Source organism: Achromobacter marplatensis, from assembly GCF_049060505.1.
Lineage (GTDB): Bacteria > Pseudomonadota > Gammaproteobacteria > Burkholderiales > Burkholderiaceae_B > Achromobacter > Achromobacter marplatensis_A.
In genome coordinates this window covers 245,476-272,361 of sequence record NZ_JBMGRB010000001.1, presented here as the reverse complement: position 1 = coordinate 272,361, position 26,886 = coordinate 245,476, and the positions used below count along the sequence as shown (strand labels likewise).

At 64.3% G+C, this 26,886-nt stretch carries 28 protein-coding genes; 13 read left to right on the top strand and 15 right to left on the bottom strand.

Going from position 1 to position 26,886, the window contains the following annotated elements:
- Nucleotide 1: 1 nt before the first annotated feature.
- Nucleotides 2-601, top strand: a complete 600-nt coding sequence (locus tag ACI0FO_RS01215; RefSeq protein ID WP_416023532.1) for a DUF2946 family protein — start codon at nucleotides 2-4, stop codon at nucleotides 599-601.
- A gap of 23 nt (nucleotides 602-624) precedes the next feature.
- On the opposite strand, the gene ACI0FO_RS01210 is transcribed toward ACI0FO_RS01215, so the two are convergent.
- Both ACI0FO_RS01210 and ACI0FO_RS01205 read right to left on the bottom strand, forming a co-directional pair.
- Complete coding sequence (locus ACI0FO_RS01210) at nucleotides 625-1,056, bottom strand: nuclear transport factor 2 family protein (RefSeq protein WP_416024523.1); 432 nt, start codon at nucleotides 1,054-1,056, stop codon at nucleotides 625-627.
- 130 nt (nucleotides 1,057-1,186) lie between these two features.
- Nucleotides 1,187-1,588 (bottom strand): DoxX family protein, encoded by a 402-nt coding sequence (locus tag ACI0FO_RS01205; protein ID WP_105555327.1) that lies wholly within the window; start codon nucleotides 1,586-1,588, stop codon nucleotides 1,187-1,189.
- A 130-nt stretch (nucleotides 1,589-1,718) separates the two neighbouring features.
- Here ACI0FO_RS01205 and ACI0FO_RS01200 point away from each other — a divergent pair, with 130 nt between their 5' ends.
- The 5 genes from ACI0FO_RS01200 (at nucleotide 1,719) to ACI0FO_RS01180 (ending at nucleotide 5,906) form a co-directional block, all read left to right on the top strand.
- On the top strand, nucleotides 1,719-2,651 hold the full coding sequence (locus tag ACI0FO_RS01200) for a LysR family transcriptional regulator (protein ID WP_416023530.1): 933 nt from the start codon (nucleotides 1,719-1,721) through the stop codon (nucleotides 2,649-2,651).
- Nucleotides 2,652-2,661: 10 nt separating this feature from the next.
- Nucleotides 2,662-3,243 carry an NUDIX hydrolase gene (locus ACI0FO_RS01195; RefSeq protein ID WP_416023529.1) on the top strand — a complete coding sequence of 194 codons (582 nt, stop codon included), beginning with the start codon at nucleotides 2,662-2,664 and terminating at the stop codon, nucleotides 3,241-3,243.
- The gene (gene aat, locus ACI0FO_RS01190; RefSeq protein ID WP_416023527.1) at nucleotides 3,240-4,013 is read left to right on the top strand and encodes a leucyl/phenylalanyl-tRNA--protein transferase; all 774 of its coding nucleotides are present in this window, start codon (nucleotides 3,240-3,242) and stop codon (nucleotides 4,011-4,013) included. Before ACI0FO_RS01195 ends, aat begins: the two co-directional genes overlap by 4 nt.
- A gap of 40 nt (nucleotides 4,014-4,053) precedes the next feature.
- A complete protein-coding gene (locus ACI0FO_RS01185) occupies nucleotides 4,054-4,788 on the top strand; it encodes an arginyltransferase (protein WP_416023526.1) in 735 nt (244 codons plus the stop codon).
- A gap of 74 nt (nucleotides 4,789-4,862) precedes the next feature.
- Entirely contained in the window at nucleotides 4,863-5,906 is a 1,044-nt protein-coding gene (locus ACI0FO_RS01180; protein ID WP_416023524.1) for a quinone-dependent dihydroorotate dehydrogenase, read from the top strand.
- Between the two features lie 180 nt (nucleotides 5,907-6,086).
- Here the strand turns inward: ACI0FO_RS01180 and phaP are convergent, their stop codons facing one another.
- Complete coding sequence (phaP, locus tag ACI0FO_RS01175) at nucleotides 6,087-6,665, bottom strand: TIGR01841 family phasin (RefSeq protein WP_105555332.1); 579 nt, start codon at nucleotides 6,663-6,665, stop codon at nucleotides 6,087-6,089.
- A 382-nt stretch (nucleotides 6,666-7,047) separates the two neighbouring features.
- On the opposite strand from phaP, the gene ACI0FO_RS01170 reads away from it, so the two are divergent.
- Nucleotides 7,048-8,025, top strand: coding sequence for a tripartite tricarboxylate transporter substrate binding protein BugD (locus tag ACI0FO_RS01170; RefSeq protein ID WP_310034618.1), 978 nt, complete (start codon nucleotides 7,048-7,050; stop codon nucleotides 8,023-8,025).
- 124 nt (nucleotides 8,026-8,149) lie between these two features.
- Here the strand turns inward: ACI0FO_RS01170 and ACI0FO_RS01165 are convergent, their stop codons facing one another.
- The 3 genes from ACI0FO_RS01165 to ACI0FO_RS01155 all read right to left on the bottom strand — a co-directional run bounded on the left by ACI0FO_RS01165 (nucleotide 8,150) and on the right by ACI0FO_RS01155 (nucleotide 10,828).
- Entirely contained in the window at nucleotides 8,150-9,013 is an 864-nt protein-coding gene (locus tag ACI0FO_RS01165) for an IclR family transcriptional regulator (protein WP_416023522.1), read from the bottom strand.
- Nucleotides 9,014-9,160: 147 nt separating this feature from the next.
- Entirely contained in the window at nucleotides 9,161-9,985 is an 825-nt protein-coding gene (locus ACI0FO_RS01160; RefSeq protein ID WP_416023521.1) for a competence/damage-inducible protein A, read from the bottom strand.
- A 33-nt stretch (nucleotides 9,986-10,018) separates the two neighbouring features.
- Nucleotides 10,019-10,828, bottom strand: a complete 810-nt coding sequence (locus ACI0FO_RS01155) for an EI24 domain-containing protein (RefSeq protein WP_416023519.1) — start codon at nucleotides 10,826-10,828, stop codon at nucleotides 10,019-10,021.
- Nucleotides 10,829-10,891: 63 nt separating this feature from the next.
- On the opposite strand from ACI0FO_RS01155, the gene ACI0FO_RS01150 reads away from it, so the two are divergent.
- Nucleotides 10,892-11,275: a thioredoxin family protein gene (locus ACI0FO_RS01150; RefSeq protein ID WP_416023517.1), complete on the top strand. Its 384-nt coding sequence runs from the start codon at nucleotides 10,892-10,894 to the stop codon at nucleotides 11,273-11,275.
- Between the two features lie 97 nt (nucleotides 11,276-11,372).
- On the opposite strand, the gene ACI0FO_RS01145 is transcribed toward ACI0FO_RS01150, so the two are convergent.
- From ACI0FO_RS01145 to ACI0FO_RS01135, 3 genes are all read right to left on the bottom strand, one after another.
- On the bottom strand, nucleotides 11,373-12,848 hold the full coding sequence (locus ACI0FO_RS01145; RefSeq protein WP_416023516.1) for a DEAD/DEAH box helicase: 1,476 nt from the start codon (nucleotides 12,846-12,848) through the stop codon (nucleotides 11,373-11,375).
- A gap of 322 nt (nucleotides 12,849-13,170) precedes the next feature.
- Nucleotides 13,171-13,506 (bottom strand): AzlD domain-containing protein, encoded by a 336-nt coding sequence (locus tag ACI0FO_RS01140; protein ID WP_416023514.1) that lies wholly within the window; start codon nucleotides 13,504-13,506, stop codon nucleotides 13,171-13,173.
- Nucleotides 13,503-14,234 (bottom strand): AzlC family ABC transporter permease, encoded by a 732-nt coding sequence (locus ACI0FO_RS01135; RefSeq protein WP_416023513.1) that lies wholly within the window; start codon nucleotides 14,232-14,234, stop codon nucleotides 13,503-13,505. Before ACI0FO_RS01135 ends, ACI0FO_RS01140 begins: the two co-directional genes overlap by 4 nt.
- Nucleotides 14,235-14,428: 194 nt before the next feature.
- Between ACI0FO_RS01135 and ACI0FO_RS01130 the strand changes: the two genes are divergently transcribed.
- From ACI0FO_RS01130 to ACI0FO_RS01115, 4 genes are all read left to right on the top strand, one after another.
- The gene (locus ACI0FO_RS01130) at nucleotides 14,429-15,349 is read left to right on the top strand and encodes a branched-chain amino acid transaminase (protein WP_416023512.1); all 921 of its coding nucleotides are present in this window, start codon (nucleotides 14,429-14,431) and stop codon (nucleotides 15,347-15,349) included.
- A 77-nt stretch (nucleotides 15,350-15,426) separates the two neighbouring features.
- Complete coding sequence (locus ACI0FO_RS01125) at nucleotides 15,427-15,645, top strand: zinc-finger domain-containing protein (protein WP_310034625.1); 219 nt, start codon at nucleotides 15,427-15,429, stop codon at nucleotides 15,643-15,645.
- A 34-nt stretch (nucleotides 15,646-15,679) separates the two neighbouring features.
- Nucleotides 15,680-16,102: a YybH family protein gene (locus ACI0FO_RS01120; protein ID WP_416023510.1), complete on the top strand. Its 423-nt coding sequence runs from the start codon at nucleotides 15,680-15,682 to the stop codon at nucleotides 16,100-16,102.
- Nucleotides 16,103-16,119: 17 nt separating this feature from the next.
- Nucleotides 16,120-17,220, top strand: coding sequence for a YheT family hydrolase (locus ACI0FO_RS01115; protein WP_416023509.1), 1,101 nt, complete (start codon nucleotides 16,120-16,122; stop codon nucleotides 17,218-17,220).
- 43 nt (nucleotides 17,221-17,263) lie between these two features.
- On the opposite strand, the gene ACI0FO_RS01110 is transcribed toward ACI0FO_RS01115, so the two are convergent.
- Entirely contained in the window at nucleotides 17,264-18,787 is a 1,524-nt protein-coding gene (locus ACI0FO_RS01110; RefSeq protein ID WP_416023508.1) for a M48 family metalloprotease, read from the bottom strand.
- Between the two features lie 57 nt (nucleotides 18,788-18,844).
- Here ACI0FO_RS01110 and galU point away from each other — a divergent pair, with 57 nt between their 5' ends.
- Nucleotides 18,845-19,696: a UTP--glucose-1-phosphate uridylyltransferase GalU gene (galU, locus tag ACI0FO_RS01105; protein WP_416023507.1), complete on the top strand. Its 852-nt coding sequence runs from the start codon at nucleotides 18,845-18,847 to the stop codon at nucleotides 19,694-19,696.
- 18 nt (nucleotides 19,697-19,714) lie between these two features.
- Here the strand turns inward: galU and ACI0FO_RS01100 are convergent, their stop codons facing one another.
- From ACI0FO_RS01100 to ACI0FO_RS01080, 5 genes are all read right to left on the bottom strand, one after another.
- On the bottom strand, nucleotides 19,715-20,587 hold the full coding sequence (locus ACI0FO_RS01100) for a cytochrome c oxidase assembly protein (RefSeq protein WP_416024522.1): 873 nt from the start codon (nucleotides 20,585-20,587) through the stop codon (nucleotides 19,715-19,717).
- 95 nt (nucleotides 20,588-20,682) lie between these two features.
- Nucleotides 20,683-21,786: a porin gene (locus ACI0FO_RS01095; RefSeq protein WP_416023505.1), complete on the bottom strand. Its 1,104-nt coding sequence runs from the start codon at nucleotides 21,784-21,786 to the stop codon at nucleotides 20,683-20,685.
- Between the two features lie 49 nt (nucleotides 21,787-21,835).
- Nucleotides 21,836-24,643 (bottom strand): magnesium-translocating P-type ATPase, encoded by a 2,808-nt coding sequence (gene mgtA, locus ACI0FO_RS01090; protein ID WP_416023504.1) that lies wholly within the window; start codon nucleotides 24,641-24,643, stop codon nucleotides 21,836-21,838.
- A 414-nt stretch (nucleotides 24,644-25,057) separates the two neighbouring features.
- On the bottom strand, nucleotides 25,058-25,393 hold the full coding sequence (locus ACI0FO_RS01085; RefSeq protein WP_416023502.1) for a hypothetical protein: 336 nt from the start codon (nucleotides 25,391-25,393) through the stop codon (nucleotides 25,058-25,060).
- 460 nt (nucleotides 25,394-25,853) lie between these two features.
- Nucleotides 25,854-26,858 carry a sodium:calcium antiporter gene (locus ACI0FO_RS01080; protein ID WP_416023501.1) on the bottom strand — a complete coding sequence of 335 codons (1,005 nt, stop codon included), beginning with the start codon at nucleotides 26,856-26,858 and terminating at the stop codon, nucleotides 25,854-25,856.
- Nucleotides 26,859-26,886 lie beyond the last annotated feature (28 nt).

The window sequence follows — 26,886 nt, the reverse complement described above, 5'->3', positions numbered from 1 at the left end:
CATGGATCAATCGGTGAAGGACGCCATCGCCCGATGGCCCGACGTGCCCGCGGTATTCGGTTGGTTGTCGCTGGACGGCCGCGGCCGTTGGCGCCTGCACCCGCAAGGCCAAGCCACGCAAGGCGGCGAAGGCGAATCCATCACCAATACCCAGATTCTGGACTTCATCAACCGCAACTACGCGCATGACGGTGCCGGTCGATGGTTTTTTCAGAATGGACCGCAACGCGTCTTCTTGCGCCTGGACGCCGCCCCGTTCGTGCTGCGGTTAAGCGACGACAATCGCCGGTTGGTCACCCATACGAATGCGCCCGTTGAATCCATCACCGGATGGTGGCTGGACGATGCGGGCCAACTGTATGCGATGACGCAGGCGGGTGGAGGCATCGTGCTGGACCGGGATCTGCCCGCGTTGCTGGAAAAGCTGGTATCGGGCCACGGTGCGCCCTTGCTTGACGCCTTGGCCGACCTGGCGCCGGGCCAGGCGGGTCTTGCCTCGTGGCCAGACGTCTACCCGGCCGCGCCGCTGCGGGCGATCGCCAGACAGAACGTCGCGCAAACACTGGGATTCGATCCCAACCCCCGCACGACGCAAGACTGATCCGGCCGAACCGGCGTCAACGGTCAAAACATGCCGTTGGCATTGGCGGACTGCTCGGGAATGGGCTGCACCGCATCCCAATGCTCGACGATCTTGCCCTGCTCCAAGCGAAAGATATCGATGATGGCGTTGCCGCGCGAGCCCGGTTCGCGCACCGCGTGCACGTGCAGGATCACATAATCGCCATCCGTAAAGACGCGCTTGATCTCGCTGTGCGAGGCCGGGAATTTATCGCGCAGGAAGGCGACGAACTTGCGAAAGCCCTCCGGGCCGTCGGCCGCGTTGGGATTGTGCTGCACATAGCGGTCGGCCACATATTTCAGCGCGGCGTCCGCATCCTTCTGATTCAACCCCTTCTCGTAGAACGCCAGCACCGCGGCCTTGTTGGCGGCCTCTTGTTCGGGGCTTGCCTGAACGGCGGGCGACAAGGCGGCGGCACACAACAACGCGCCCATGGCGCGTCGGATCAGTCGCATCGGAACAATCATCGGGACTCCTGAATAAAAAAAGCGGCCGGCTCATTCTATGAGCCAGCCGCCCTGTCGGCCATGACCGTGTCGATAGACAGTCTGGTGCGCGCAGCGATCAGCCGCGGCCGCTTTTGACCAACGCGAACTTGCCGTCGCCCAGCAGCGCCAGCACGGCGGCCGCAACGGTCAGGAAGATCGGATATTCCCAACCGCCGCCCGCATTGCCGAAACCCCAGCCATTGCCGAAATGGACGGTCGAGGCAACGAACAATTGCACCACCGCGATCGCGGCGACCCAGCGCGGCACCACGCCCAGGATCAACAGCGCCCCTGCGGCGACTTCAAAGAACGTAACCGGGTAAGCCAGCCAGCCGGCAAAGCCGATCTTGGCGAAGAACTGCGCGGTGCCGGGCAGCGTGAATACCAACAGCTTGGTCAGGCCGTGGGCAAGAAACATGACGCCGAGGGCGACACGCAGCAGCAGCGCGGCGTAGGGCGCGGTACGGGTATCAATCATTGCGCTCTCCTTGAGCGGTTCGGGAATCATCCAAATCGGGGCGATTCATCTTGGCCGCTATTCTTGCGATTCCAAAAACAAAGATAAACATGCAGAATTGCAAATTATTGTTCCTCGTTAGGAAACAATCTTGGACACCCACACCGCCATGCAGACCTTCGCCAAGGTCGTGGAACTGGGCTCATTCGCGGCAGCGGCCGACAAGATGGGACAGGCCCGGTCCGTCGTGACTCGGCAGATCGCCTACCTGGAACAGAAGTACGGCGTGCGCCTCTTGAACCGCACCACGCGCAAGCTCAGCATGACCGACGCGGGCCGCGCGTTCTACGACCGCGTCCGCCCGATCCTGGCCGAAGTGGCCGACCTGGAGCTGTCGCTGCAAGCCGAAGGCCAGCGCCCCAGCGGACGTCTGCGGGTCAGCGCGCCGGTGTCGTTCGGCATCCTGCATCTGGGCCCCGCAATCGCCGAATATTTGCTGCGCTTCCCCGACGTCACCATCGACCTGGACCTTAGCGACCGGGTGGTGGATCTGGTGGAGGACGGATTCGACGTGGCGGTACGCATCGGCCCGCTTTTGGATTCGTCGCTGGTGGCGCGCCCGCTGGCGCCACAGCAATTGCGGGTATGCGCGGCGCCCGCCTATCTGGCGCGCCACGGCACGCCCAAAACGCCTGAAGACCTGAAGCAGCACCGCTGCCTGCACTACGCCTACGCCAGCACCGGCAACGAATGGCATTTCGAGAAAGACGGCGTCACGCATCTTGTCCGCGTGAACGCGGCCCTGCGCGCCAACAACGGCGACGTACTGCGTACCGCTTCGCTGGCGGGCCACGGCGTCATCCTGCAGCCCGAATTCCTGGTGGGGGACGATATCCGTGCCGGGCGGCTGGTGACGCTGCTTGCCGACTACGAGCACTCGCCGATCTCCATGTACGCCATCTATCCCCACCGGCGCTTCCTGTCGCCCAAGGTACGGTCCTTCATCGAACACCTGGAAGCGCGATTCGGCCAACCCGATCCTGCCGCCCCAGGACGGCGAGCCAGTCCCCGCCGCAGCCGTTAGAATCCTACCCATGACCGCCAAACCGTCCATCGAATACTTCCCCGCCCCCCGCCGTTCGCTTTTCTGCAGCCAGTGCGGCACGCCCGTCAATCGCCGGGTGCCGGAAGGCGACAACCGTGAACGCGACATCTGCGATCACTGCGGCGCGATCCACTACCAGAATCCGCGTCTGGTGGTCGGCACGGTCCCGGTCTGGGAAAACCGCGTCCTGCTTTGCCGGCGCGCGATTGAACCGCGCTACAACACCTGGACACTGCCCGCAGGCTTCATGGAGCTAAGCGAAAGCACCGCGCAAGGCGCCGCCCGCGAGACGCTGGAGGAATCCGGCGCGCGCATCAAGCTGGGAGAGCTCTACACCCTGATCGACCTGCCTCAGATCGACCAGGTGCATGTGTTCTACCTGGCCCAGGCGCTGGGCCCCGAACTGGATCCCGGCCCCGAAAGCCTGGAAGCGCGCTGGTACGATGAAGCCGAGATTCCCTGGGACGATCTGGCTTTCCGCACCGTCACCACGACGCTGCGGCACTACTTCGAAGACCGCAAGCAAGGCGTCTTCGTTCCCCATCACTACACCCTAGAATCGCACCGTTGAAGCTGCCCTGGCTTGCCGTCGACACGCCGTTTCCACCAGCGGAATTTGCGCTGACGGAGCCTGACGGCCTGCTGGCGGCGGGCGCAGACCTGTCCCAGGAACGGCTGATCCAGGCCTACTCCAACGGCATTTTCCCCTGGTATTCGGAAGGCGAGCCCGTGCTGTGGTGGAGCCCGGATCCCCGCATGGTGCTGGCGCTTGCCGACTTTTCGCCGTCGCATTCGCTGCGCAAGCTGCTGCGTCAGATTGCCAGCCATGAACACGATGCGTCGCCACGGATTCAGGTGCGCGTGGACACCGTTTTCCCGCAGGTGATGGCACACTGCGCCGCGCCGCGCGACGGTCAACCGGGCACCTGGATCACCGGCGCCATGCAGCAAGCCTACGCCGGCTGGCACCAGGCCGGGTACGTGCACAGTATCGAGACCTGGATTGATGGCGAACTGGCGGGCGGCCTGTACGGCATCAGCCTGGGACGTATGTTTTTCGGCGAATCCATGTTCACACGCGCGCCCAATGCGTCGAAGATCGCGCTGGCCTACCTCGTGCGCTACCTGAGCCGCCACGGGGTCGCATGCATCGATTGTCAGCAGCAGACGCGGCACTTGGCCAGCCTGGGCGCGCGGCCGATCTCCCGGACGCAATTTCTGCAGCATGTGCGCCAAGCGACGGCGCAAACGCCCATTCCCTGGGCGCGGGGTATCCTGGACAGCAGCGGGCGCCTCACGCCCGACGACGCAACCGACGCTGACTTAGGCGTTAATATGTAGCCATCCCGTCGCGGACTTGCCGTCGCGATGCGTAATCCCCATGAGCCAGCTCAAAGAACTTCCCTTCTCCACGCTGCAGTTCTACGCAACCGCTCCCTACCCTTGCAGCTACTTGCCGGGTCGCCAGGCTCGGTCGCAGGTTGCCGCGCCTGGTCATCTGATCAACGCCGGCACCTATTCCCAACTGGTCGAGCAAGGTTTCCGTCGCAGCGGCCTGTTCACGTATCGTCCCCATTGCGACAACTGCCAGGCCTGTGTGCCCGTGCGCGTGGACACTGCCGGATTCGCCCCCAACCGCAGCCAGCGCCGCGCTTGGCGAGATCACCAGGACCTGCAATCTTTCGTCGCCGAACTGGCGTGGTCGCCCGAGCATTACCGGCTGTATACGCGTTATCAACAAGGGCGGCACCCGGGCGGCGGCATGGACGAAGACAGCCGCACCCAGTATGCGCAGTTCCTGCTGACCAGCCGAGTCAACACGCGTCTGGTGGAATTCCGCAATCCAGAAGGGGTGTTGATGATGGTCTCGATCATCGACGTGCTGGACGACGGGCTGTCGTCGGTCTACACGTTCTACGACCCCGATGTCGAAGGCAGCCTGGGCACCTACAGCATTCTGTGGCAGATCGAGCAATGCCGTAATCTCAATCTGCCGTGGCTGTACCTGGGTTATTGGATCAAAGACAGCCGAAAAATGTCCTATAAGTCCAGCTTCCACCCCGCGCAATTCCTGGCCGACGGCGAATGGCGCGACCAGGTTGTTCCGTCCCCCTGATTTCTCCCGCCATGGGGTCATGCGCCCCCGGTCCTGCCGCAAGGCCGGCGAAATTCGCTCTACAATTCCGCCCCATGTCTATCCTCTTCCACGCCTATCCCCTGGCCCGCCCGGCGCTGTTCGCCATGGACGCGGAAACCGCCCACGAAGTCACGTTATCGGGCCTGCAACGCGCCTACGAGTGCGGCGCCACGCGCAAGCTGATGCATGCGCGGCCCACGGCGCCCACCACGCTGATGGGCATGCAGTTGGCCAACCCGATCGGGCTGGCGGCGGGGCTGGACAAGAACGGCGCCTATATCGACGCGCTGGGCAATCTGGGGTTCGGCTTCATTGAAGTCGGCACGGTCACCCCGCGCGCGCAACCCGGCAACCCGAAGCCGCGCATGTTCCGCCTGCCGCGCGCCAATGCGCTGATCAACCGGCTGGGATTCAACAACCTGGGCCTGGACGCGTTCCTGGCCAATGTCCAGCGCAGCCAATGGCGTCGGCAAGGCGGCATTCTGGGCTTGAACATTGGCAAGAACGCCGATACGCCGATCGAGCGCGCGGCCGACGATTACCTGATCGGGCTGCAAGGCGTGTATCCCCATGCCGACTACGTGACGGTGAATATCTCGTCGCCAAACACCAAAAACCTGCGCGCGCTGCAAAGCGGCGATGAGCTGTCGGCGTTGCTGGGGCAATTGGCGGACAAGCGCCGCGCGTTGGAAGACCAACACCAGCGCCGCGTGCCGATGGCGGTGAAGATTGCCCCCGACCTGACGCAAGAGCAGATCGATGCGATCGCCGATATCCTGCCGCGTCACGGTATCGACGGCGTCATCGCCACCAACACCACCCTGTCGCGCGAATCGGTCGCAGGCCAGGCGCACGCCGACGAAGCCGGCGGCCTGTCCGGCGCGCCGGTGCATGAACTGTCATTGAAAGTGATCCGCCGCCTGAAGGAACAACTGGGCGACAGCCTGGCGATCATCGGTGTGGGCGGCGTGCTGTCGGGCCAGCAGGCCCGCGAAAAAATGGCCGCTGGCGCAGTTGCCGTGCAGTTGTACACAGGCTTGATCTATCGGGGCCCGGCTTTGGTCGGCGAATGCGTGCACGCTGTCTCAAAAAAATAGCGCCCCACGCCGCGCACGCTGCGCGCCCTTGCTGCCCACCCTTGCTGCCCGCCCTTGCTACCAACCCCCAGGCAGGGCAAAAAAAAGGGGCCACCCGGTGGGTGGCCCTAATTCCAGCTCTGCTCTGTCACTCAACAGTACTACATTACTGCGATTTGCGCAGCATCGCGCGCCAGAGACTTAGGCGGTGCGACGGCTACGGCTGGCGACCTTGGTGGCGGCATCGGCGGCATCCGTAGCAGCCTTGAAGGTCGCGTTGGCGGCGGCATTCAGGTTCGATTCGGCGACTTCGGCAGCCTGCTTGGCGGCCTTCGTGACGGAATCGTAGGCGCTGGTCGCGGTGGCCAGCGAGGACTTGAACAGGGCAACGGCGCTTTCGGAGCCGGCGGGGGCGTTCTTCGAGAACTGGTCGACGGCTTCGCTCAGCTGTTGCTGGCCTTCGGCGATCTGTTCTTCGGTCAGTTTGACCAGGCTGCCCTGCACGCCAGCGACGATGTCATACACGTGCTTGGTGTAAGCCATGGCCTTTTCGGCGCCCGGCTGCAGCAGACCGGAGGCGAACGCCGCGGCTTCTTGCGGGTCCTTCACTTCGGCGGCTTGTTGCGAACGCTGGGCGACTTCGTCCAGGGTGGCGCGCACGACCTTGAGGTTCAGTTCGACCAGCTTTTCAAAGCCGGCGAAAACAGCGGATTGGGCGGCCACGAAAGTGTTGATGCTGGCCTTCTGGCGGTCCAGAACTTGTTGCGGAATTGCGCTCATAGAATGCTCCTTTATGGGTAGCCGGACGCTTCCGGCAAGTCAGGATGGTTGTCTGCGACGAAAATAAAACGTGCGCGGAAACTGGTACTACAAGCTACCGCCGGCCCGTTTGATGCACTGCACAATTCACATTCTAGACTGGCAGAATTCCTTGTCAAGCAGTTTTTGTGCAACGCAACAAGTATTTGCACTTCTACGGTGCATGCTTCGGCACGCCTTTGATCTTGCACAAGAATTTCCCATGATTCGGGAAATACCGGACATGACGGCGTATCAATTCTTTTCTAAACTGACTTCACGCTGATGACAGACAAATACAAATCAAAAGTCAGCGGTCAATAACTACATCGCAGCAAGCAAAACCCCTGCAATTGGAGACTTCATGACCCTCATTCCCCGCACGCTTTCGGCCCTGCTCGCGGCCAGCGCCATGCTCGCGGCCGGCGCCGCCCACGCGGAATATCCGGAGCGCCCCATCAATATGGTGGTGCCGTTCGCAGCAGGCGGCCCGACCGACAACGTCGCCCGTTCGCTGGCGGAAGCCATGCGGCCTAGTCTGGGCCAGACGGTTGTAGTGGAAAACAAAGGCGGTGCCGGCGGCACCATCGGCACGACGCAGGTAGCCCGCGCCCAACCGGACGGCTATTCCATCCTGCTGATGCACGCCGGCTTCTCCACGGCGCCGTCGCTGTACAAGAACCCGGGTTACGACCCGTACAAGAGCTTCGAGCCTATCGGCCTGGTCGTCGATGTGCCCATGACCATCATCGCCCGTTCGGACTTCCCGCCCAACAACATCAAGGAATTGGCCGAGTACGTCAAACAGAACAAGGACAAGGTCTCGCTGGCCAACGCCGGCATCGGCGCCGCCAGCCACCTGTGCGGCACCATGCTGGTGGAAGCGCTGGGCGTCCAACTGCTGACGATTCCCTACAAGGGTACCGCCCCGGCCATGAACGACCTGCTGGGCAAGCAGGTGGACCTGATGTGCGACCAGACCACCAACACCACCCAGCAGATCGAGAGCGGCAAGGTCAAGGCCTACGCCGTGACCAGCCTGCAGCGCGTTCCCACGCTGTCCAAGCTGCCGACCATGGACGAGTCCGGTTACAAGGGCTTCGAAGTGGGTATCTGGCACGGGATGTGGGTGCCGAAGGGCACGCCCAAGCCGGTGGTCGATAAGCTGATCAAGAGCTTGCAGGCCGGTTTGGCCGACCCGAAGTTCCAAGAGCGCATGAAGCAATTGGGCGCTACGGTCCTGACGTCCGAAGCGAACCCGCAAGGGCTCGAAGCCAAGGTCAAACAGCAAGTGCCTCAGTGGGCCGAACTGTTCAAGAAGGCCGGCGTCGAACAGCAGTAACCGCCGCAAAATGAAGAAAAGCCCCGCAAGGGGCTTTTCTTCATTCCGCGGCGCCATCCTGCCTGGGCGCGCCGGATAAGCGGGAGTGCCCGAGCATGACCACCGCTGCCCGGCCTACCCCGCCCTACGGGCGCAGGGCTTCCGCCGCCATCCCAAGTCCGTTGAAACCCGTGGATACCGACGGCTCGTAACCCAGCGCTTCCGAAATACTGGCCGCCGTGTCGACCAGGGCTTTGATCCAGTCGTCTTGCAGGCGCTCGGCCGGGGCCGAGATGGATAAGCCCGCCACCAGCTTGCCGGTGTCGTCGAAAATGCCCGCGGCGATGCACCGCACGCCCAATTCCAGTTCTTCGTTGTCGCGGGCGTAGCCGTGGCGGCGTACCAGGGCCAACTCGCGTTCCAGGCGGTCCAGGTCGGTCAGGCTATTGCGCGTATGGCCAGCCAGGCCGGTGCGCAACGCATAGGCCCGGACCTGCCGCGTGTCTCCGGTGGACAAAAAGAGCTTACCGGTGGAGGTCAGGTGCAAGGGCGCGCGGCCGCCGATGGCGCGCACCACCTGCATGCCCGAGCGTTCGCTCCAGGCGCGATCGATGTAGACGATTTCGTCGCCTTGCTGGACCGACAGATTGATGGTCTGCCCGGTCAGCTTGTGCAACGAGCGCATGGCCGAAATGGCCGCTTCGCGCACGTTCAGGCGCCCTTTCACCAGCGAACCCAGTTCCAGCAGGCGCATGCCCAGTTGGTACAGGCCGTTATCGACGCGTTCGACGTAGCGGCCCACGACCAAGTCGTTCAGGATACGGTGCGCGGTCGACGCATGCAGGCCGGTGGTGGCGGACAATTCCTTGAGCGTCACCGGATCTTGCTGCGCGGCAAGCGCGTCCAGCAGGCGCATGGCACGCTCGATCACCTGGATGGCGATGGGGTGGGCGGAAGCGCCTTCGGTTTCGGCGTCCAGGGGATTGCGGGGGGGCGAAAGACGGGGCATAGGGGCAGGTTGGGGCTTGCGCCGCGCCGCCGAAAAAGACCGGCCTTGCGGCAACGCAGCAAACAGTTCTTTCCCGTATTGTGAAATTTACCGCGCCGTTTGGCAATGGATTTTTCAGCAATAAACGGGTCCGCACCCGTTTATTGCCTATCCGGCTGAGTTGGCGGGCGGTGGCGCCAGCTTTCCGCCCAGCCGCAGCACTTCGGCCCGCAAAAACTCCAACGCCTCTGCGGAAGCCGCGGGTTCACCCTTGACGCCCAGCTCGATGTGGGGCGTGCCGCCGGCTTCGCCCACGCTCGGCAGACTGAAGGCGCGCACGTCCGGCCAACGGGTTTCGACACTGACCATGGCAGGCGTGATGCGCGACTCAGGCATGCTGAACACCAGGAAGGAATGCTCAACATGGGCGCGCACATGCTGCAGTGCACGATAGCGGGTATCGAGAGTCCATTCCAGCATCGGCCACGCCATGACCGGAAAACCCGGCACGAAGGTATGGTCCTGGATGAAGAAGCCCGGGATGCGGTTGTAAGGGTTCGGGACGATCTCGCAGCCCGCCGGGAACATGCCCATCTGCAGGCGCTGCTGGTTCTCGGGCGCGCTCATGTCGGCGGTGCCCTGCCCCTTGGCCGCCATTTCGGCGGTGCGCAATGCAATCGCCTCTTCGGCCTCGGGGTGCAAGGCCAGCGGCAGGCCCAGTGCTGCGGCAGCCGCCTGGCGGGTGTGGTCGTCGGGCGTGCCGCCGATGCCGCCGCAAGAAAGCACGACGTCGCCGGTGGCGAAGCTGCGCCGATAGGCGGCAGCCAGCGTATCGCGGTCGTCGGGCAGCACTTCCGCCCAACTCAATTGCATGCCGCGCGCGCTGAGAAGTTCGACGACCTTGGAAAAATGCTTGTCCTGGCGGCGGCCGGAGAGGATTTCATCCCCGACGATGATGAGGCCAATACGGCGGGCGGCGGATTCTGCGGCCATGTCCGGTTCCAATAGATAGAGGGAAGACGCCGGTCAGGCGTCGATAACGCGGTCCTCGCGCAAGCGCTTCAGCGCTTCCAGTCCGTAGTGCGCGTAGACCAGCGCCGAGAACACCGGCAGGATAATCCAGGCGGGCGGCAACAGGTTCAAGAGGGAGCAGATCAGGCCGATGCTCCAGAAGCCGCCGTTATTGCGTTCCAGGATCAGCTTGAGTTCCTCAGGGCTGGCGTGCTCGACGATGGCGTCCACGCGCATCATGCGCGAGAAAGCGAACGCCCACCAGAAGATGGACAACACGATGGCCATCGGCGGCACCAGCCACAACGGCAGCGTCAACAGCCAGCCGGCGGCAAACGCCGCGGACACCCACACCGCGTTCCAGACGCTGACCGCGGTGGCGTTTTTACCCTGCCGCGTGACGCTGGCGTATTCGCGCTGCCCGACGTGGCGCAATACGAGCGGCATCACGAAGACGGCCGCGATCGCCAGGCCAAGGATGCCGGACACCGGCAACAAGATGGCCACCGCGATGATGGGTATCAGATAGATCTTGAGCGAAAACAGCCCCATCGCCAGCATCCAGTCCTCTGCGCGATTGACGAAATCCCAGCGCGCGGCCTCGGCGGCCAGCCACTCGTTAAGCGGCGTCCAGAAGAGGTACAGCAGCAGGAAGGCGCCGACTAGCGCGATCAGGAACGGCAGCAGCACCGCGAACAGCATGCTGGGATGGCATTGCGATACGAGCGCGCGCTTGAAGGCCTGGCCCACGCTGACGGCGCCGGCCCCGGCGGCGGTTAGGCGGCCATTGCCGGGCGGGGTGGAATCAGTGCGCAATGCGGTCATGGGAGCGGAAAAAGGCGGTGGACATCCCGGGTATGATAGTCAAACACGCCTTCATCTGCTGACATGTCTCTACTCGTACCCGGCACCGACCTTGCCGCCCTGCGCGCGCGGCTTGGCGCAACCCCCGACACCTGGCTGGTGGCCTGCTTCTGCGCGGCCTGGTGCGACACCTGCGAGCAATACAAGCCCAAATTAGAGGCGCTGGCCGCCACGTTGCCGCAGCACGTTTTCGCCTGGATCGATATCGAAGACCACGCAGAACTGCTGGGCGATGAAGACGTCGAGAACTTCCCTACCCTGCTGGTGCAGATTGGCGCCCGCGTGGTGTTCTACGGCCCCATGCTGCCGCACATCGGGCATCTGGAGCGGCTGCTGGAAAGCGTGGATGAAAACAGCCCGGCCGTCGCGACGGAACTTCCGGACCTGCCGAAATTGCTGGCGGCCTGAGCCGCCGTATCCTGTCATGAAAAAAACCCGCAAGGCCTGTCGGCGTTGCGGGTTTCTTATCGCCCGCGGCGCGGGGGCGTCTTGATGCTTGAAGGCGTCAGTTCTTGCGCGAACCGCCCAGCAGCACCGCCACCTGGCGCTTGGGCGCCGCAGACGTATTGCCATTGGTGTTGGGCGCAGGCTCTTCTGCCGCCGAGGCGGTCGACGAGGGCTCGTAGGGCTTCAGGAAGAAATCGTCGACCGGCTGGCGCGAACCGCCAGAGGTATAACCCGAACGGCGGTCCGAGGAACGGCTGCGATCACCACGATCGCCGCGGCCGGCATCGCGGCCTTCGCGCGAGGAACCGGTGCGCTCTTCGCTGCGGCGATGGCTGCGCGCCACGGCGTCGGCGGGCAGATCGAGGGTACCGCGCGGCACTTCGCGCTTGATGAGCTTTTCGATGTCGAGCAGGAAACGCTCTTCGTCGGCCGTGAACAACGCGATGGCTTCGCCCGACGCGCCGGCGCGGCCGGTACGGCCAATGCGGTGCACGTAGTCTTCGGCGTTGTAGGGCAGGTCGTAGTTGATGACACAAGGCACGCCGGCCACATCCAGGCCACGGGCGGCCACGTCGGTGGCCACCAGCACTTCAAGTTCACCCGCCTTGAAGGCTTCCAACGCCTTCATGCGGTCGGCCTGCGTCTTGTCGCCGTGGATCGATTCGGCTTTGACCCCGTCGCGTTCCAGTTCGCGGGCGAGGCGCGCGGTGCCGATCTTGGTGTTCGAGAACACGATGACCTGCTTCAAACCGCGCGACTTCACCAAGTGCACGACGGCGGCGCGTTTCGCGTCGCTCGTCATCTTGTAGGCGATCTGCGTGATCGTCGTGGCCGTGGCATTGCGCGCCGCGACTTCGATTTCAATGGGGTGATTCAGATACGAACGGCCGAGCTTGCGGATTTCGTTGCTGAAGGTGGCCGAAAACAGCAGGCCCTGACGCTGTGTGGGCAGCAGTCGGATGATGCGTTCCAGGTCGGGCAAAAAGCCCATGTCCAGCATGCGGTCCGCTTCGTCCAGCACCAGGATGCCGACCTGGCTCAGGTTCACGTTCTTTTGTTCAACGTGGTCCAACAGGCGGCCGGGGGTTGCCACCAGCACTTCGCAACCACGGCGCAGCGCTTCCTTTTGCGGACCGATATCCACGCCACCGAACACCACGGCCGACCGCAAGGGGGTTTGCTTGCTGTAGCGCTTGACGCTTTCGTACACCTGGTCGGCCAGTTCACGCGTGGGCGTGAGGATCAGCGCACGCACCGGATGGCGCGCGGGCGACGCGCTGGTGTTGGCCAGCGGCATCAGCCGGTGCAGGATGGGCAGCGTGAACGCGGCCGTCTTGCCGGTGCCTGTCTGGGCAGCGCCCATGACATCGCGCCCGTCCACCACGACGGGGATGGCTTGGGCCTGGATGGGCGTGGGAATGGTGTAGCCGGTTTCGGCGATGGACTGCAGCAACAGGGGATGCAGCCCGAAATCGGCGAACGTCGGCGCGGGCGCGTCAACGGGAGGTGCTACGGATTGAGTGGATTCAGTCATCAGGGTTTGGCAGATACCGGGACCAGTGAAAAAGAACAAAACGAGAGTGCTACATGCACTGCACTACATATGCATCGGGGCAATCCGAATACGCGTGGCCGCAACGCGACGGCACGCAGATGGCCGCAAAGCGCTTTCGGCTTCACGGGCAATCGGCACCCTGCCTTGCAGGCCAGTCGGCGCATTCTGGAGTCGATACTTATGAGGGCAGTACCAGGCCCGGATTGCTGTGGATAACTTAATTTTAGCGCAGCCGCCTTACCACACGCTCAAACAGCGTGTATGTCCACCAGATGGACTATTTGTGACCAAAATCAAGGCCTTAGCCCGCCAGCCAGCGCAGGCCCCACAAGACGGCCATGCCGACGACGATCACCATCACCGCGCTGCGCGTGCGCAGGAACACCAGGATGGCCACCACGCCAGCCACCAGTTTGTAGTCGAACACCGGCCCCAATCCCGCCTTCCAGGGCAGCAGGTCCGGCACCACGATGGCCGTCAGCGCCGCGGCGGGCGCGTAGCGCAGCGCGCGGCGCACGCCGTCGGGCAGCGGGATGTAGTCGCCAAACAGCATGAAGCCGGCACGCGTGAGCACGCTGCACAAGGCCAACAGCAGGATGGCGGAATAGACATAGAGCTCGGAGGGCCAGAGGGTCATGGTCGCGCCTTGAAGAAACGTTCCGCCCACATGCCCGCCGCCACGCCGGCAATGACGGCCGCCGCCAGGCCCAGCCGCAGCGGCAGCACCTGGCCGACCCAGGCGACCACGCCGGCCGCCAGCATGGACACGAGCATCGGCTTGGAACTGGCCAGCGGCACCGTGATCGCCAGCAGGGCCAACACCGCGGCGAAATCCAGCGACCAGTTCGTGGGCACCATCGCCCCCAGATAGATGCCGATGATCGAGGACGACTGCCAGACCAGCCAGCCCGGCACGATCGTGCCCAGGAAGAACCATAGCTGTTCGCGGGTGCCGCGCTCGGCCGAATCGCCAAAACGCGGCATGAACAGCACGAAACCCATGTCGGTCGTGAAGTAGCCCAGCCCCAGCCGCTTGGGCCAGGACAGGTGCCGGAAGTAGGGATGGAGCGCGGCGCCAAAGATGATGAAACGCAGGTTCACGACACAGCCGGCGGCGAAAATCAGCCACAGCGGCGCGCCCGTGGCGATCAGCGGCAGCGACGTCAATTGGGCGGACCCCGCGTAAAGCAGCAGGGTCATGGCCAGCGCCATGGTCTCGGTCAGGCCGGACTTGACCATGGCCACCCCGGTCACCAGGCCCCAGGTCGCCGTGGCGATGAGAGCCGGGACGATGGCATGGATGCCGGCGCGGAATGCGGCCAGGCGTTCCTGGCGGATTTCGGGAAGCGCGGATTCAGAGGACAACGGCTGACCCCTGGCGATTCAGACAGGACGACATGGGAACTCTAACGGGTTGCGCGGGCCGAATGGCACCACGCCGGTGCGCGGACAGGCCGGTATTGTAACCTCGCCGCTTGATACAATAGGCGCCCCGAGTTTCTTGACCGCTTGGGGCCTGACGCACGGCGCCAGGCCTGGCGCCCTGTGTGGAGAAAACCATGTCGATGGCTGACCGCGACGGTTTCATCTGGTATGACGGCAAGCTCGTCCCCTGGCGAGACGCGACGACGCACGTCTTGACGCATTCCCTGCACTACGGCCTGTCCGTCTTCGAAGGCGTGCGCGCCTACAAGTCCGAGATCGGCACCGCCATTTTCCGCCTGGAAGACCACACCAACCGTCTTTTCAACTCGGCGCACATCTACCAGATCCCCATGCCGTTCGATCGCGACACGATCAACGAAGCGCAGCGGATGGTCGTGCGTGAAAACCAGCTGGAATCCGGCTACCTGCGGCCATTGGTGTTCTACGGCCCGGAAAAAATGGGCGTGTCGCCCAAGGGCGCCCGCGTGCATGTAGCCATTGCCGCCTGGCCGTGGGGCGCCTACCTGGGCGAAGAGGCCCTGTCCCGCGGCATCCGGGTCAAGGTGTCGTCGTTTGCCCGCCAGCACGTGAACGTCACGATGCCACGCGCCAAGGTCGCCACCACCTATGCCAATTCCATCCTGGCCAACACCGAAGCCTTGCAAGACGGCTACGACGAGGCCCTGCTGCTGGACACCGAAGGGTTCGTGGCCGAGGGTTCCGGTGAAAACCTGTTCATCGTCAAGGACGGTGTGCTCTGCGAACCCGAAATCGCGTCCGCGCTGACCGGCATCACGCGGTCGACGATCCATGCGCTGGCGGCCGACTTCGGCCTGCGCGTGGTCACCAAGCGGCTCACGCGGGACGACGTCTACATTGCCGACGAGGCTTTCTTTACCGGCACCGCGGCGGAAGTCACGCCGATCCGCGAGGTCGACAACCGCCAGATCGGCGGCGGCAACCGCGGCCCGGTTACCGAGAAATTGCAGAAAGCATTTTTTGACATGGTGAATGGCCGCATCCCGAAGTACCATCACTGGCTAAGTAAAGTCTGATTCACGCGGCCGTGTCCCCGACCTGGCCGCATCATTGCCCCAACCTGCCGTTTATCGGTTTTTTTTCAGGAATATCCATGACCGCTGCTGCCCCGGCCGCCGTCCCCCACGCTCACGAAGTCATTGAGGTCGGCGCTGAAGACCTGCCCGTGTTCTGTCCCGGCCCGAAGGCGCCGCTCTGGAGCATGCATCCCCGCGTGTTCCTGGACGTGGCCCGTTCCGGTTCCGCCAAGTGCGCCTACTGCGGCGCCGAATACCGCCTGAAAGCCGGTACCGTGCTGCACGGCCACCACTAAGCCCGCCGCACAACGCCACCCGTCACACGCAACCATGTTTGCCACACCTGAAGAAGCCGAACACGCGTTCTACGAAGCCCTGGAACAGGGGGACGCCGTCCGCCTGATGCAGGTGTGGGCCGACGACGAGGAAGTCGTCTGCATCCACCCGGGCGGGCTGCGCATCGTCGGCCACTCGGCAGTACATGAGTCCTGGCAGCAGGTGTTGGCCAACGGCCCCCTGCACGTCCGCCCGCTGCGCCCGCTGGTCATGCTGAGCATGATGTGCGCGGTGCACGTGCTGGTGGAACAGGTGGCGGTGCGCACGCGGGAAGGCATGCAGTTCGCAAACTGCTACGCCACGAACATCTACCACAAGGGTCCCACCGGCTGGCGCATGGTCATGCATCATTCGTCGTCGGCGCCCACGGAAGCCGGGGTGCTCGATTTGCACGACGTACCCGACATGCTGCATTGAATCGGGTGGATTTTTAGTTGGCCGCTGCTCGTCTAGATACGTCCCCCTGCCCCGTTCCCTCCTGGTTGCCCGGAGGCGATGCCCAGACCGTTTACGCGTCGGTATTCGCGCAATACCACCGGATCGCGTTCGTGCGCGACCGGGTGGAAACGCCGGACACCGATTTCGTCGACTTCGATTGGACCGGCCCGGGCCTGTTCCCGCACAAAGCCGCCGACGGTGCGCCTGTCAGCGGCCAAGGCCCGGTCGCCAATGGCAAGACCGCCGCGGCGCGGTGGATGACGGACGCGGATTGGAAATCGCTGCCGCAAACGCCCGAGACGCCCGCGCTGATCCTGTTCCACGGGCTGGAGGGTGGCAGCAACAGCCGCTACGCCCAATCCGTGGCGCACTATTTCCGCGCGCGCGGCTGGATCGTCGTGATCGCGCACTTCCGCGGTTGCTCGGGCGTGCCGAATCGCCTGGCGCGCGCCTATTATTCGGGCGACTCCGCTGAAGTCGGCTTCCTGCTGGAAACGGTGCGCAGCCGCATCCCGCATGCGCGCTGGCACGCCGTCGGCGTATCGCTGGGGGGTAACGCGCTGCTCAAGTATCTGGGCGAACACCAGGAAGACACCGGCTGGCTGACAGCCGCAGCGGGCGTTTCCGTGCCGTTGGATCTGGTCGCCTGCGGCAAGACGCTATCCACCGGGGTGTTCAACCGGCGCGTCTACTCGGCCCATTTCCTGAAAACGCTCAAGCACAAGGTGCTGGAGAAAGCCCATCGCTTTCCTGGCGCCATCGACGTGATGCGCATCGCGCACGCGCACGACCTGCGCGAATTCGACGACACCTATACCGCGCCGATGCATGGCTTCCGCAATGCCCTGGATTATTGGACACGCGCGTCCAGCAAGCCCTGGCTGCCGAAGATCTCGGTGCCGACGCTAGTGCTCAACGCGCGCAACGACCCGTTCATCCCGGCGGCGTCGCTACCCAAGCCGGAAGAGTGCGCGCCCGTCATCTTGCTGCACCAGCCCAGCGACGGCGGGCATGCCGGCTTTCCCACCGGCGCCTTCCCGGCACACCTGAACTGGCTGCCGCAGCGCCTGGGCCGATTTTTCGAAACCGGCTTGTAGGACGCCCTCGGGGAAACTGCCCCGAGACGCCGCATCCGCCGACTCAGCCCGACTTGAAGCGCTCCAGCAATTGCCGCTCTTCGGCAAGCTTGTCCTTCACTTCCTTGATCTGCACGTCGATCTGCGACTGCTCGTAGAAGTCGGTGGACAGCCCGCGCGCCTGCTGCAGCTGCGATTCCGCCGCCGCGAAGGCGCCGGTCATGAGGTAGAAGCGCGCCAGGTCGCGCCGCGCCTGCACCGGCTTGCCGTTGCGTTCCTCGCTTTGCGCCAGCATCTGGTAGAGGCTGGGCTCGTCGCTGCCCCACTGCTTGATCTTGGCGCGCAGATAGTCCTGCGCGTCGGCATGGCGGCCGTTGCTTTGCAGCGCCTGAGCGTAGGCGATGCCCAGCGCCCGCTGGTCGGGCCAGCGTTTGGTGCCCGCCTGCGCCAGTTCAAGCGCCCGCGGATATTCCTTGCGCGCCAGGGCGATATCCACGCTTAGTTTGGCCAATTGCGCGGAATTGCGCCCTCCCGCCGTGGCCAGATTCCACAAGCGGTCGGCTTCAGTCAGGTTATTGCGCTGGAATGCCTGCAAGGCCAGCCCGTAATACGCAGCAGACTGGCGCACGCCGGACAGCGCCTGGGCCTCGTCCTGCAACTGCTGGCCGGCCGAGCGCAGGCTGACGGCATCACGCCCCTGCACCACGCGCATCTTGGCGCGCACGTACCAGAAGTCGTCAGAGTCCACATGGCGCGACGGCGATGTCGAGCGCACGCGGTTTTGCACATCGGACATGCGCTCGATGGACAACGGGTGGGTGCTGGCCCACGAACCGCCGCCCGCCCCTTCGTTCAGGCGCGACGCGTTCATCAAGCGCGAGAACATTTGCGACATGCCTTCAGCGTCGTACCCGGCCTTGGTCAGCATCTGGAAGCCGGCACGGTCGGCTTCGCGTTCCGCATCACGGGAAAAACCCAGTTGGCGATTGATCGCCGCGGCCTGGCCGAAAGCCGCCACGCCCATCGCGAGGTTGCCGCCCCCGCCCGCCAAGGCGGCCAGCAGCGCGCCGGCCAGGCTGGCCAGCATCAGCATGCCGTTCTGGCTTTGCTGCGTCATGCCGCGCGCGATGTGGCGCTGCACGACGTGGCCGATTTCGTGCGCCACCACCGCGGCCAGCTCGGATTCACTGGCCGACGACACGATCAGGCCGGTATTGATGCCGATAAAGCCGCCGGGCATGGCGAACGCGTTGATTTCAGGGTCGCGCACGCCGAACATTTCCACTTCCGGCACCGCGCCGGGCGCAAAAGCCGCCAGCTTGCGGCCCATGGTGGTGAGGTATTGGCTGAGTTCGGGGTCGTCGACATAGGTCGGATCGCGACGGCCTTGCGACATGATGGCTTCGCCCAGGCTGCGTTCCAGCATGGGCGAAAGATCGGCCGCCGACGCGGCGCCCATCGTAGGCAGGCCTACCGGCTGCGCCCAGGCGGCGACGGGGATGGAGGGAGCGAGCAAGGCGGCGCATAGTCCGGCAATCGCGCCCCGTTTCGCAATAGAGCAAATGGATGGCATTTTCCTGCGGTTCATAAGCCTATGATAGCGATGAGCTTAAAATGTTTCACCGATACCCCAAACGAGGTCTCAATGCGTCCCGTCCGTAAAGCCGTTTTCCCTGTCGCCGGCATGGGCACCCGCTTCCTGCCCGCCACCAAGGCGATGCCCAAGGAAATGCTGCCCGTGGTCGACAAGCCGTTGATTCAATATGCCGTTGAAGAGGCCGTGGCCGCTGGCATCACCGACCTTATTTTTGTGACTGGCCGCAACAAGCGCGCCATCGAAGACCACTTCGACTCCGCGCCGGAGCTTGAATCCGACCTTGAAAGCAAAGGTAAGCACGAGCTGCTGGCAATGGTGCGGGGCATTCTACCCGCGCACGTGAATTGCCTCTACATCCGCCAATCGGCGCCGCTGGGCCTGGGCCACGCCGTGCTGTCGGCCGCGCCAGCCGTGGGCGACGAGCCTTTCGCCGTGCTGCTGGCGGACGACCTGATCGATGCCGACACGCCTGCCATGAAACAGTTGGTGGACATCGCCGTCGCGCAGAACGCCAGCGTGCTGGGCGTGCAGAATGTGCCTCGCGCCGACACGCGCAAGTACGGCATCGTGGCCACCCGCGAAGGCGACACGCGGCTGGACGCCCGCACCGAGCGCGTCACGCATATTGTTGAAAAGCCGGAACCCGACGCCGCGCCATCCACGCTGGCGGTGGTGGGCCGCTACGTGCTGGAAGCCGCCATCTTCGATCACCTGCGTTCAACCAAGATGGGCGCCGGCAATGAAATCCAGCTGACCGACGGCATTGCGTCGATGATGCGCGAGCGCGCGGTGTTCGCGCACCGTTTCGACGGCGTGCGCTACGACTGCGGCAACAAGGCGGGCATGTTCCAGGCCACCGTGGCGCTGGGCAGGAAGTACCACGGCCTGCTGCCGGAATAACCCTGGGACGGGTCCGCGCTAGGCGGACGCTGCCGCGCGCGCCTTGGCGCGCGCACGGGCATCCCGATCGACTTTGCGCAAGCGGCCTTTGGCGGACAAGCGCATCAAGGTTCCCAGCGCCACCATCAGGCCAATGACCTCGACCAGCGCCGCCGGTATCCACATGGTCAGGCCGCCGATGGTCTGGTCCGTCTGGGCGGACATCGCGATGGCGCGGCCGCACAGCTCGAACAACGGATAGATATCGCTTTCCGTGAAAGCGATGACGGCGCCCGCCACCATCTGCGGCAGCATCGTCAGCACCGGTGAAATGACCCGGCCGCCCGGCGTCATGGCCGCGGGCGGCGCGGGGCGGCGGTCCAGGATCAGGTTCCAGTACATGAAACCGCTGATCACGACCGACCAGTTCATCAGCCGATACAGGCGCCAATCCAGCATGGAATAGAACTGCACCGACGGGATCAGCCAGACCAGCACCAGGAAGACGAACAACGTCGGCACGAAGATCTTGTTGGTCAGCACCGCAACCGTGGCCCGGCCCATGCCCGTGCGCAGGAAATCGCGCAGGCGGACGCGCCAGGTCATCGGCAGCCCGGCCCGCATGACCTGCCCCGGGAAAGCGGCCATGACGAGCAGCGGCCCCAGGTGATGCAGCACCAGATGCTGGATGCGGTGGATGAAGAACATGCGCTCGGCGTAATAGTCCACCCGCGTATGCATCGACAGGTACAGCAGCACCAGGCCCGCCCAGAAGAAGACGCGGCGCGCGCCCGTCACCGAGTGGACCCGCTGGCCGCGCACGAACAGCACGATCGCCACCACGAAGGAGGCGACCAGCGTGGGAGAGAACTCCCAGGGTATGAGCCATTCAAGACTATCCATGCGGGCCATCCGGAAGACATCGGGGAAGACGGGGCCGGCGCCATGCGCCATCCCTGCCGATTGTAGTAGACCCCGCCCGCCCTTGCTCCGGTGCCCCGTGGGGATCAGAAATGGTGCGAGACGCCTGCCCCGACACGCGTAGTGTGGGAATTGGCCGGGTCGAACTGGTTGTCCAGCGTGTAGTTCGAGGCGTAACCGGCGAAGCCGTACAGCGTCGTGCGCGTAGACAACGCGTAGGTATAACCCAACGTCACCAGCTGCGCCTTGCGCGCCGTCATGCCGTTGTCCCAATGCCAGTCCGGCCGCGCCAGCGACCATTGCACCAGGACGGCGCCCGGGCCGACGGGCACGCTGGCGCCGGCGAGCCAGGCGTTGACCGTGCCGCCCCGCGCGAAAGGCGCCGGGCCCAGGCCCAGGCCCAGACCGTCGGGATCGCCTCCGTCCAACCCCGCATAACCGTTTTTCTGGCGTGACCACGCCAATGACAGCTTGACCGCCTCGAAATCGTAAGAGGCGCCCAACTGCACCGCCTGGGGCCTGCCGGTGCTGCCGGCAGGGGCATGAGCCAGCCGCAGCTGGTCCCACGTGGCCACGGCCAGCAAGGGGCCATTTTCGACCTTCACGCCCAGGCTGAGCGCGCGGGGGTTCTGGTCGGTGCGGAATGGGCCCTGGCCGCCGGCATCGAATGAATACCCGACACCCGCCTGCAGGCCGTTCCAGACAGGCGACGTGACGTTGACCATGTTGTTCAACTGGAAATTGTCGGACGCCTTGAAGGTGGCGCCCATGCCCATGTCCTTCCATGAAGCGATTTCCAACGCGTTGCCGTAGACCTGGCCGATCGTGTGCTGGCGCCCCAGCCGCAGTTCACCCAGGCTGTCGTGGCCAATACCGACCCACGCCGCGTAGTTGAACGGACGGCCGTCGTCCGTGGCGTTGCCGCTGGAAGGGTCAAACCCGCTTTCCAGCTGGAAGCGGCTGCGCCAGCCGCCTCCCAGGTTCTCGGCGCCCTGCAATCCCCATAGGGAATCCGTCAGGCCGCCATTGAGCACGCCGCTTTGGCTGCCGTGGCCCGACACGCTTGTCACGGCCAAGCCGGCGTCCACGATGCCGTACATGTACACGCCCGCGCCTTCTTCGGCGGCCAGCGCCGCCGGCGGCACGCCCAGGCCGCCCGCCACCGCCACGGCACAGAATGCGAATCTCATTGTGTTCTCCCGGTGGCGGCGGGCGTATCGCCCGCCGCCATCCCCAGACTTACTGCCAGCCGTAGCGGCGGACCCAGATGCCCTTGAGCAGTTGCGTCAACACGCAGTAGCCCAACAAGATGCCTACCAACCACGGGAAGTAGCTCCAAGGCAGGGCCTGCAGCTGAAAGTACTCGGCCAGCGGCGAGAACGGCAAAATCAGGCCCATGGCCACCACCATCATCGTCATCGCCATCAGCGGCCACGCGGCCCGGCTTTGCAGGAAGGGAATCCGGCGCGTGCGGATCATGTGGACGATCAGGGTCTGCGACAGCAAGCCTTCGACGAACCAACCCGACTGGAACAGCGTCTGGTGCTCGGGCGCGTTGGCCTGGAACACGTACCACATGAGCGCATAAGTGGCGATGTCGAAGAGAGAACTGATCGGACCGAAGAACACCATGAAGCGGCCCAGGCCGTCGGGATCCCATTGCTGCGGCTGCTTCAGGAGTTCCTCATCGACATTGTCGAAAGGAATCGCCGTTTGAGAAATGTCGTACATCAAATTCTGCAGCAAGAGATGAATGGGCAGCATCGGCAGGAAAGGCAGGAAGGCACTGGCCACCAATACCGAAAACACATTGCCGAAATTCGAGCTGGCCGTCATCTTCAGGTACTTGAGCATGTTGCAGAAGGTCTTGCGGCCTTCGATCACCCCGTCTTCCAGCACCATCAGGCTTTTTTCCAGCAGGATGATGTCCGCGGCCTCCTTTGAGATATCCACCGCCGAATCCACCGAAATACCCACGTCGGCGGCACGCAAGGCAGGCGCGTCGTTGATTCCGTCGCCCATGAACCCAACCGTGTTGCCCTGCGCGCGCAGGCTGCGCACGATGCGTTCCTTGTGCGCAGGCGTAAGCCGGGCGAACACATTGGCCTCGCGCACCGCCGTCGCCAGCTGGGCATCGTCCATGGCCTCGATCTCGGCGCCCAGGTAGACGCGGCGCACCTCGAAGTCCACTTCGCGGCAGACCTTCTGCGTCACGAGTTCGACATCGCCCGTCAGTACTTTCACTTCGATGCCCGAGGCTTTCAGCGCCGCCAGAGCGGGACCGGTCGATTCCTTGGGAGGGTCCAGGAAGGCGATGTAGCCCACCAGCACCAGATCCGATTCATCGGCCACGCCATAAGTCTGCTGCGTCGGCGGCATTTCCTTGACGCCCACCGCGATCACCCGCAGACCGTCGCGGTTCAGTTCCGCCGTGACCCGGCGAATGTCCGCCCGGCGCGGCTCGGTCAGCAGTTGCACCTCGCTGCCCACGCGCAACCGCGTGCAGGCCGACAGCATTTCCTCCAGCGCACCCTTGCAGATCAGTTCATGGTGGTCGCGGCCGTTCTCGGTCTCGTTGACCACCACCGACATCCGGCGGCGCGAGAAGTCAAAGGGGATCTCGTCGACCTTGCGATAGCGCGACGCAAGATTCAACCGGCGCTGCACTTCGGCATGCTGCAACACGGCCACGTCCAGCAGGTTCTTCAAGCCGGTCTGGTAGTAGCTGTTCAAGTAGGCATAGGCCAGTACGTCGTCGCTGCTGGTGCCGTAGACGTCGGTGTGGCGCTCCAGCACGATGCGGTCCTGCGTCAGCGTGCCGGTCTTGTCGGTGCACAGCACATTCATCGCGCCCAGGTTCTGGATGGCGTCCAGCCGCTTCACGACGACTTTGCGCCGCGACATGCGCAAGGCGCCTTTGGCCAGCGTGGCGGTGACGATCATCGGCAGCATTTCGGGGGTCAGCCCCACCGCGATGGCCAATGCGAACAGCAGCGCTTCGAGCCAGTCGCCCTTGGTGAACCCGTTGATCAGCATGACGATCGGCGCCATCACCAGCATGAACCGAATCAGCACCCAACTGACCCTATTGATGCCTTGCTGGAACTGTGTGGGCACGCGAGCGGCCTGCGTGACGCGCCCCGCCAACTGGCCGAAATAGGTGTTGCTCCCCGTGGCGACGACCATGGCACGGCCCGCGCCGCTGACCACATTCGTCCCCATGAAGGCCATGTTCTCGAGTTCCAGCGAATTGCCGGTCTCGACGCGCTGGACGGCGTGCTTTTCAACCGGCAGCGACTCGCCGGTCAGCGCGGCCTGCGCAATGAAGAGGTCCTTGGCGTTCAGGATGCGGCAGTCGGCAGGAATCATGTCGCCCGCGGACAGCAGCACCACGTCGCCCGGCACCAATTCCGCCAAGGGCACTTCCCGCTGGCGCGAGCCGGATTCATGCAAGGGCGCCGCGTATGCGCGGCGCTCGACGTTGTCCGCGCCGGGCGCCGCCGCGCCGCTGCGCAGCACCGTGGCGGTGTTCTGCACCATGGCCTTCAACGCCTCTGCCGCTCGGTTCGAACGCAGTTCCTGCGCAAAGCGCAGCAGCGTCGAAATGACGACCATGGAGCCGATAATCACGACAGCCGTCCACGACTGCTCGTCCGGTTCGGCCATCCAGACATCAGTCAGCCCCGACAGGGCAGCAAGCGCGGTCAACAGCAGATTGAACGGGTTGCGGTACGACAGCCACAAATGCGCGGGCCAGGACAAGGGCTTCTCGTGGTCCACCTCATTGGCGCCGTGGCGCTCGCGCGCCGTCTGCGCCTGGGCTTCGGATAGACCGCCGCGGCCGCTGCCCAGCAGCAGGAACAAGGCATCCATGCCCATGCGGGACATATCAAGCATGCGGCGGTTGGCGCGTCGCGACGAGTCGGAAGCGGCCGATGCTGCGGCGGCATCAATGCCTTGTTCAAGCATGGGCGAGCGCCGGAAGTGGCGGCCTGCGCGCCGCCGGCCCGCGGCGGACGAAAAAAAAGATTTCAGGAAGGTAAACATCGGAGTGCTCCGGTTTTTGGTGTTGTTATCGGAGACACGGGCAAACCTGCCCTTCGGGCTGCGCGCGGGCAGCAGCGGGCCGCGGCTTTCACTGGAAAGCCGTCAATCCGCCGCGTATGGGCGTGCGCAGGCACCGGGGCAATGTTGCCGGTGTCCGGATCGCGTCGAAGTCGCGCCGGGTGCGGAAAACGGAAAGGGGGCTAGCTAGGGAATCGAGGCCGGCGCCGTGGGCGTTTGAAGGCCAGGCCGGGGATTCTTTGCTGCGGAGTCCGTGGGAACCGGAATGACTGTCCGGCCGGTCGGCTCGCAGAGAGGAGACAGGTCAGACAGGCATGCCGGCGCCATGCACATGGCGCGATCGAGGTTCTGGGTCTAAGGCACTAGGCATGATCTCTCCTGGGAATGACGCGGGCGTCAGGCCATCGACGCGACTTGCGCGCCGAAATGCACGTGACGCACGGCGGGGTTGGCGCTCAGGCGGCGGGCTTGCGACATCAATTCCGCCCGCAGTTCGGGGGGGCAATTAACCGTGATGCAAGCCGACGCCATGCTCGGGTCCTGGCCTTGATCGACCTGCACTTGCGAGACATCCAGGCCGGCGGCGCTGAAGTCCAGGCAGATCTGCTTGCGCAAGGCGCCCAGTTCGTCGCGCGGACAGATGACCGTCAAGCGCGACGTGCCGCGGCGGCGGCCCAGGGCGGTGGCGCGGTCCACGCCGGCGCGGCGTAGGAACAAGTCGAAGAAACGCATAACGACCTCCATTGCAAGAATGGGGAGCGTGATCGCGAGTACGCGTGCACACCCGCGCGGCGCATGACGTGCGGGCACAAGACGTGCACGAACGCGGGCGCTGCGACAAGCGGCGGTTCTGGCGGTTTACGTTGGGGAGATTCCCGGCAAGCCGAAGGCCTGCGCTATTGCCTGGGTGGGAACCCGAGGCTTGGGATACGCCGCAACCTGCATGACAGGATGCGGCAGATGGAGTTCTGCGTGTTTCCTGTCAGACAGCGAGGTCGATGCAAGATCGACTACTTTCGCCGGAATCGGTATTCACGAAGACTGCTCCTGGGATGGATAACAGCGGAAGTTTACGCGGGTTTCCACTGATGGACAAGGTTTATGCGGGGAAAAGGCGCTGATAGCGGGCAAAAAAATGCAAAAGCGGCGCAAGCTTCGCAAAGCCTGCGCCGCGATCGCCATCCCCCCGGGATCAGGCGTAGAAGTGCCACCCCAGATACGCCGCGAACAGGGCATAGAAGCCCCCCACCGCCGACAGCGCCGGCACGCTCATCATCGAGCGGCGGAAACGCAGCCATAGCAGCCCGATCGACAGCATTGTGAATAGGCCAGCGGCCAACAAGGGGGCGTCCAGCAACCACGGCGTCATGAAGATGCCCAACGCGCTGGGAATGGTGGCCTGGATCATCATCGCGCCCGAAATATTGGCCAGCGCCAGCCGTTCCTTGCCCTGGCGCACCCAGATCAGCGCGTTCATGATTTCAGGCAGTTCGGTAGCCACCGGGGCCAGCAGCAAGGCGGCCACATGGGGCGACGCGCCCATGAACACGCCCAGCACTTCGATCTGGTTCACGAACACGTGCGAAGCGCCCGCGATGACCACCAGGGCCAAGATCGTCTGCGACGCCGCCCAGAACATGGTGGGGTCTTCGTCGCGGGGGCGCAGCGTGAGCGGTTCCAGATCTTCGCTGTCGGTGCGTTCTTCGTCGTGGCTCAGTTCGCGCTTGATGTACAGGCCGTAAGTCGCCAGGAACAGGATGCCCAGCCAGGGCTTCCATGCGAAGGCCAGCAGGCCCAGCCCCACCTTGAAGATAAAGATGCCCATGAACCAGGCTTGGTCGCGGGCCAGCCGGCGCTGGTCCGCGTTGATACAGTTGGCTTGCGTGGGCTGGCCCCGGCGCGCGCGCCACAGGGCAATGCCCACGACGGCGTATGCCAGCGTCGCCAGCACCAGCGGGCCGCCCATGGCGGCGCCGACGCCGATGTCTTTCTGCTCCGGGGTGTCGCCGAATACCACGGCCATGAAGGTGACGGCGCTTTCCGGCAGCGCCGTGCCGAACGCGGCCAGCACGGTGCCGGTAGCGGTGGCGCCCAAATGGAAGCGATGTCCGACCCATTCGACGCCGTTGACGAAGAATTCGCAGGCGAAGTAAATCACTGCTGCGGACAGGAAAAACAGAAACAGGGTGAGCAACATATGAACGCAGCCGGACGAGCAGAAACCA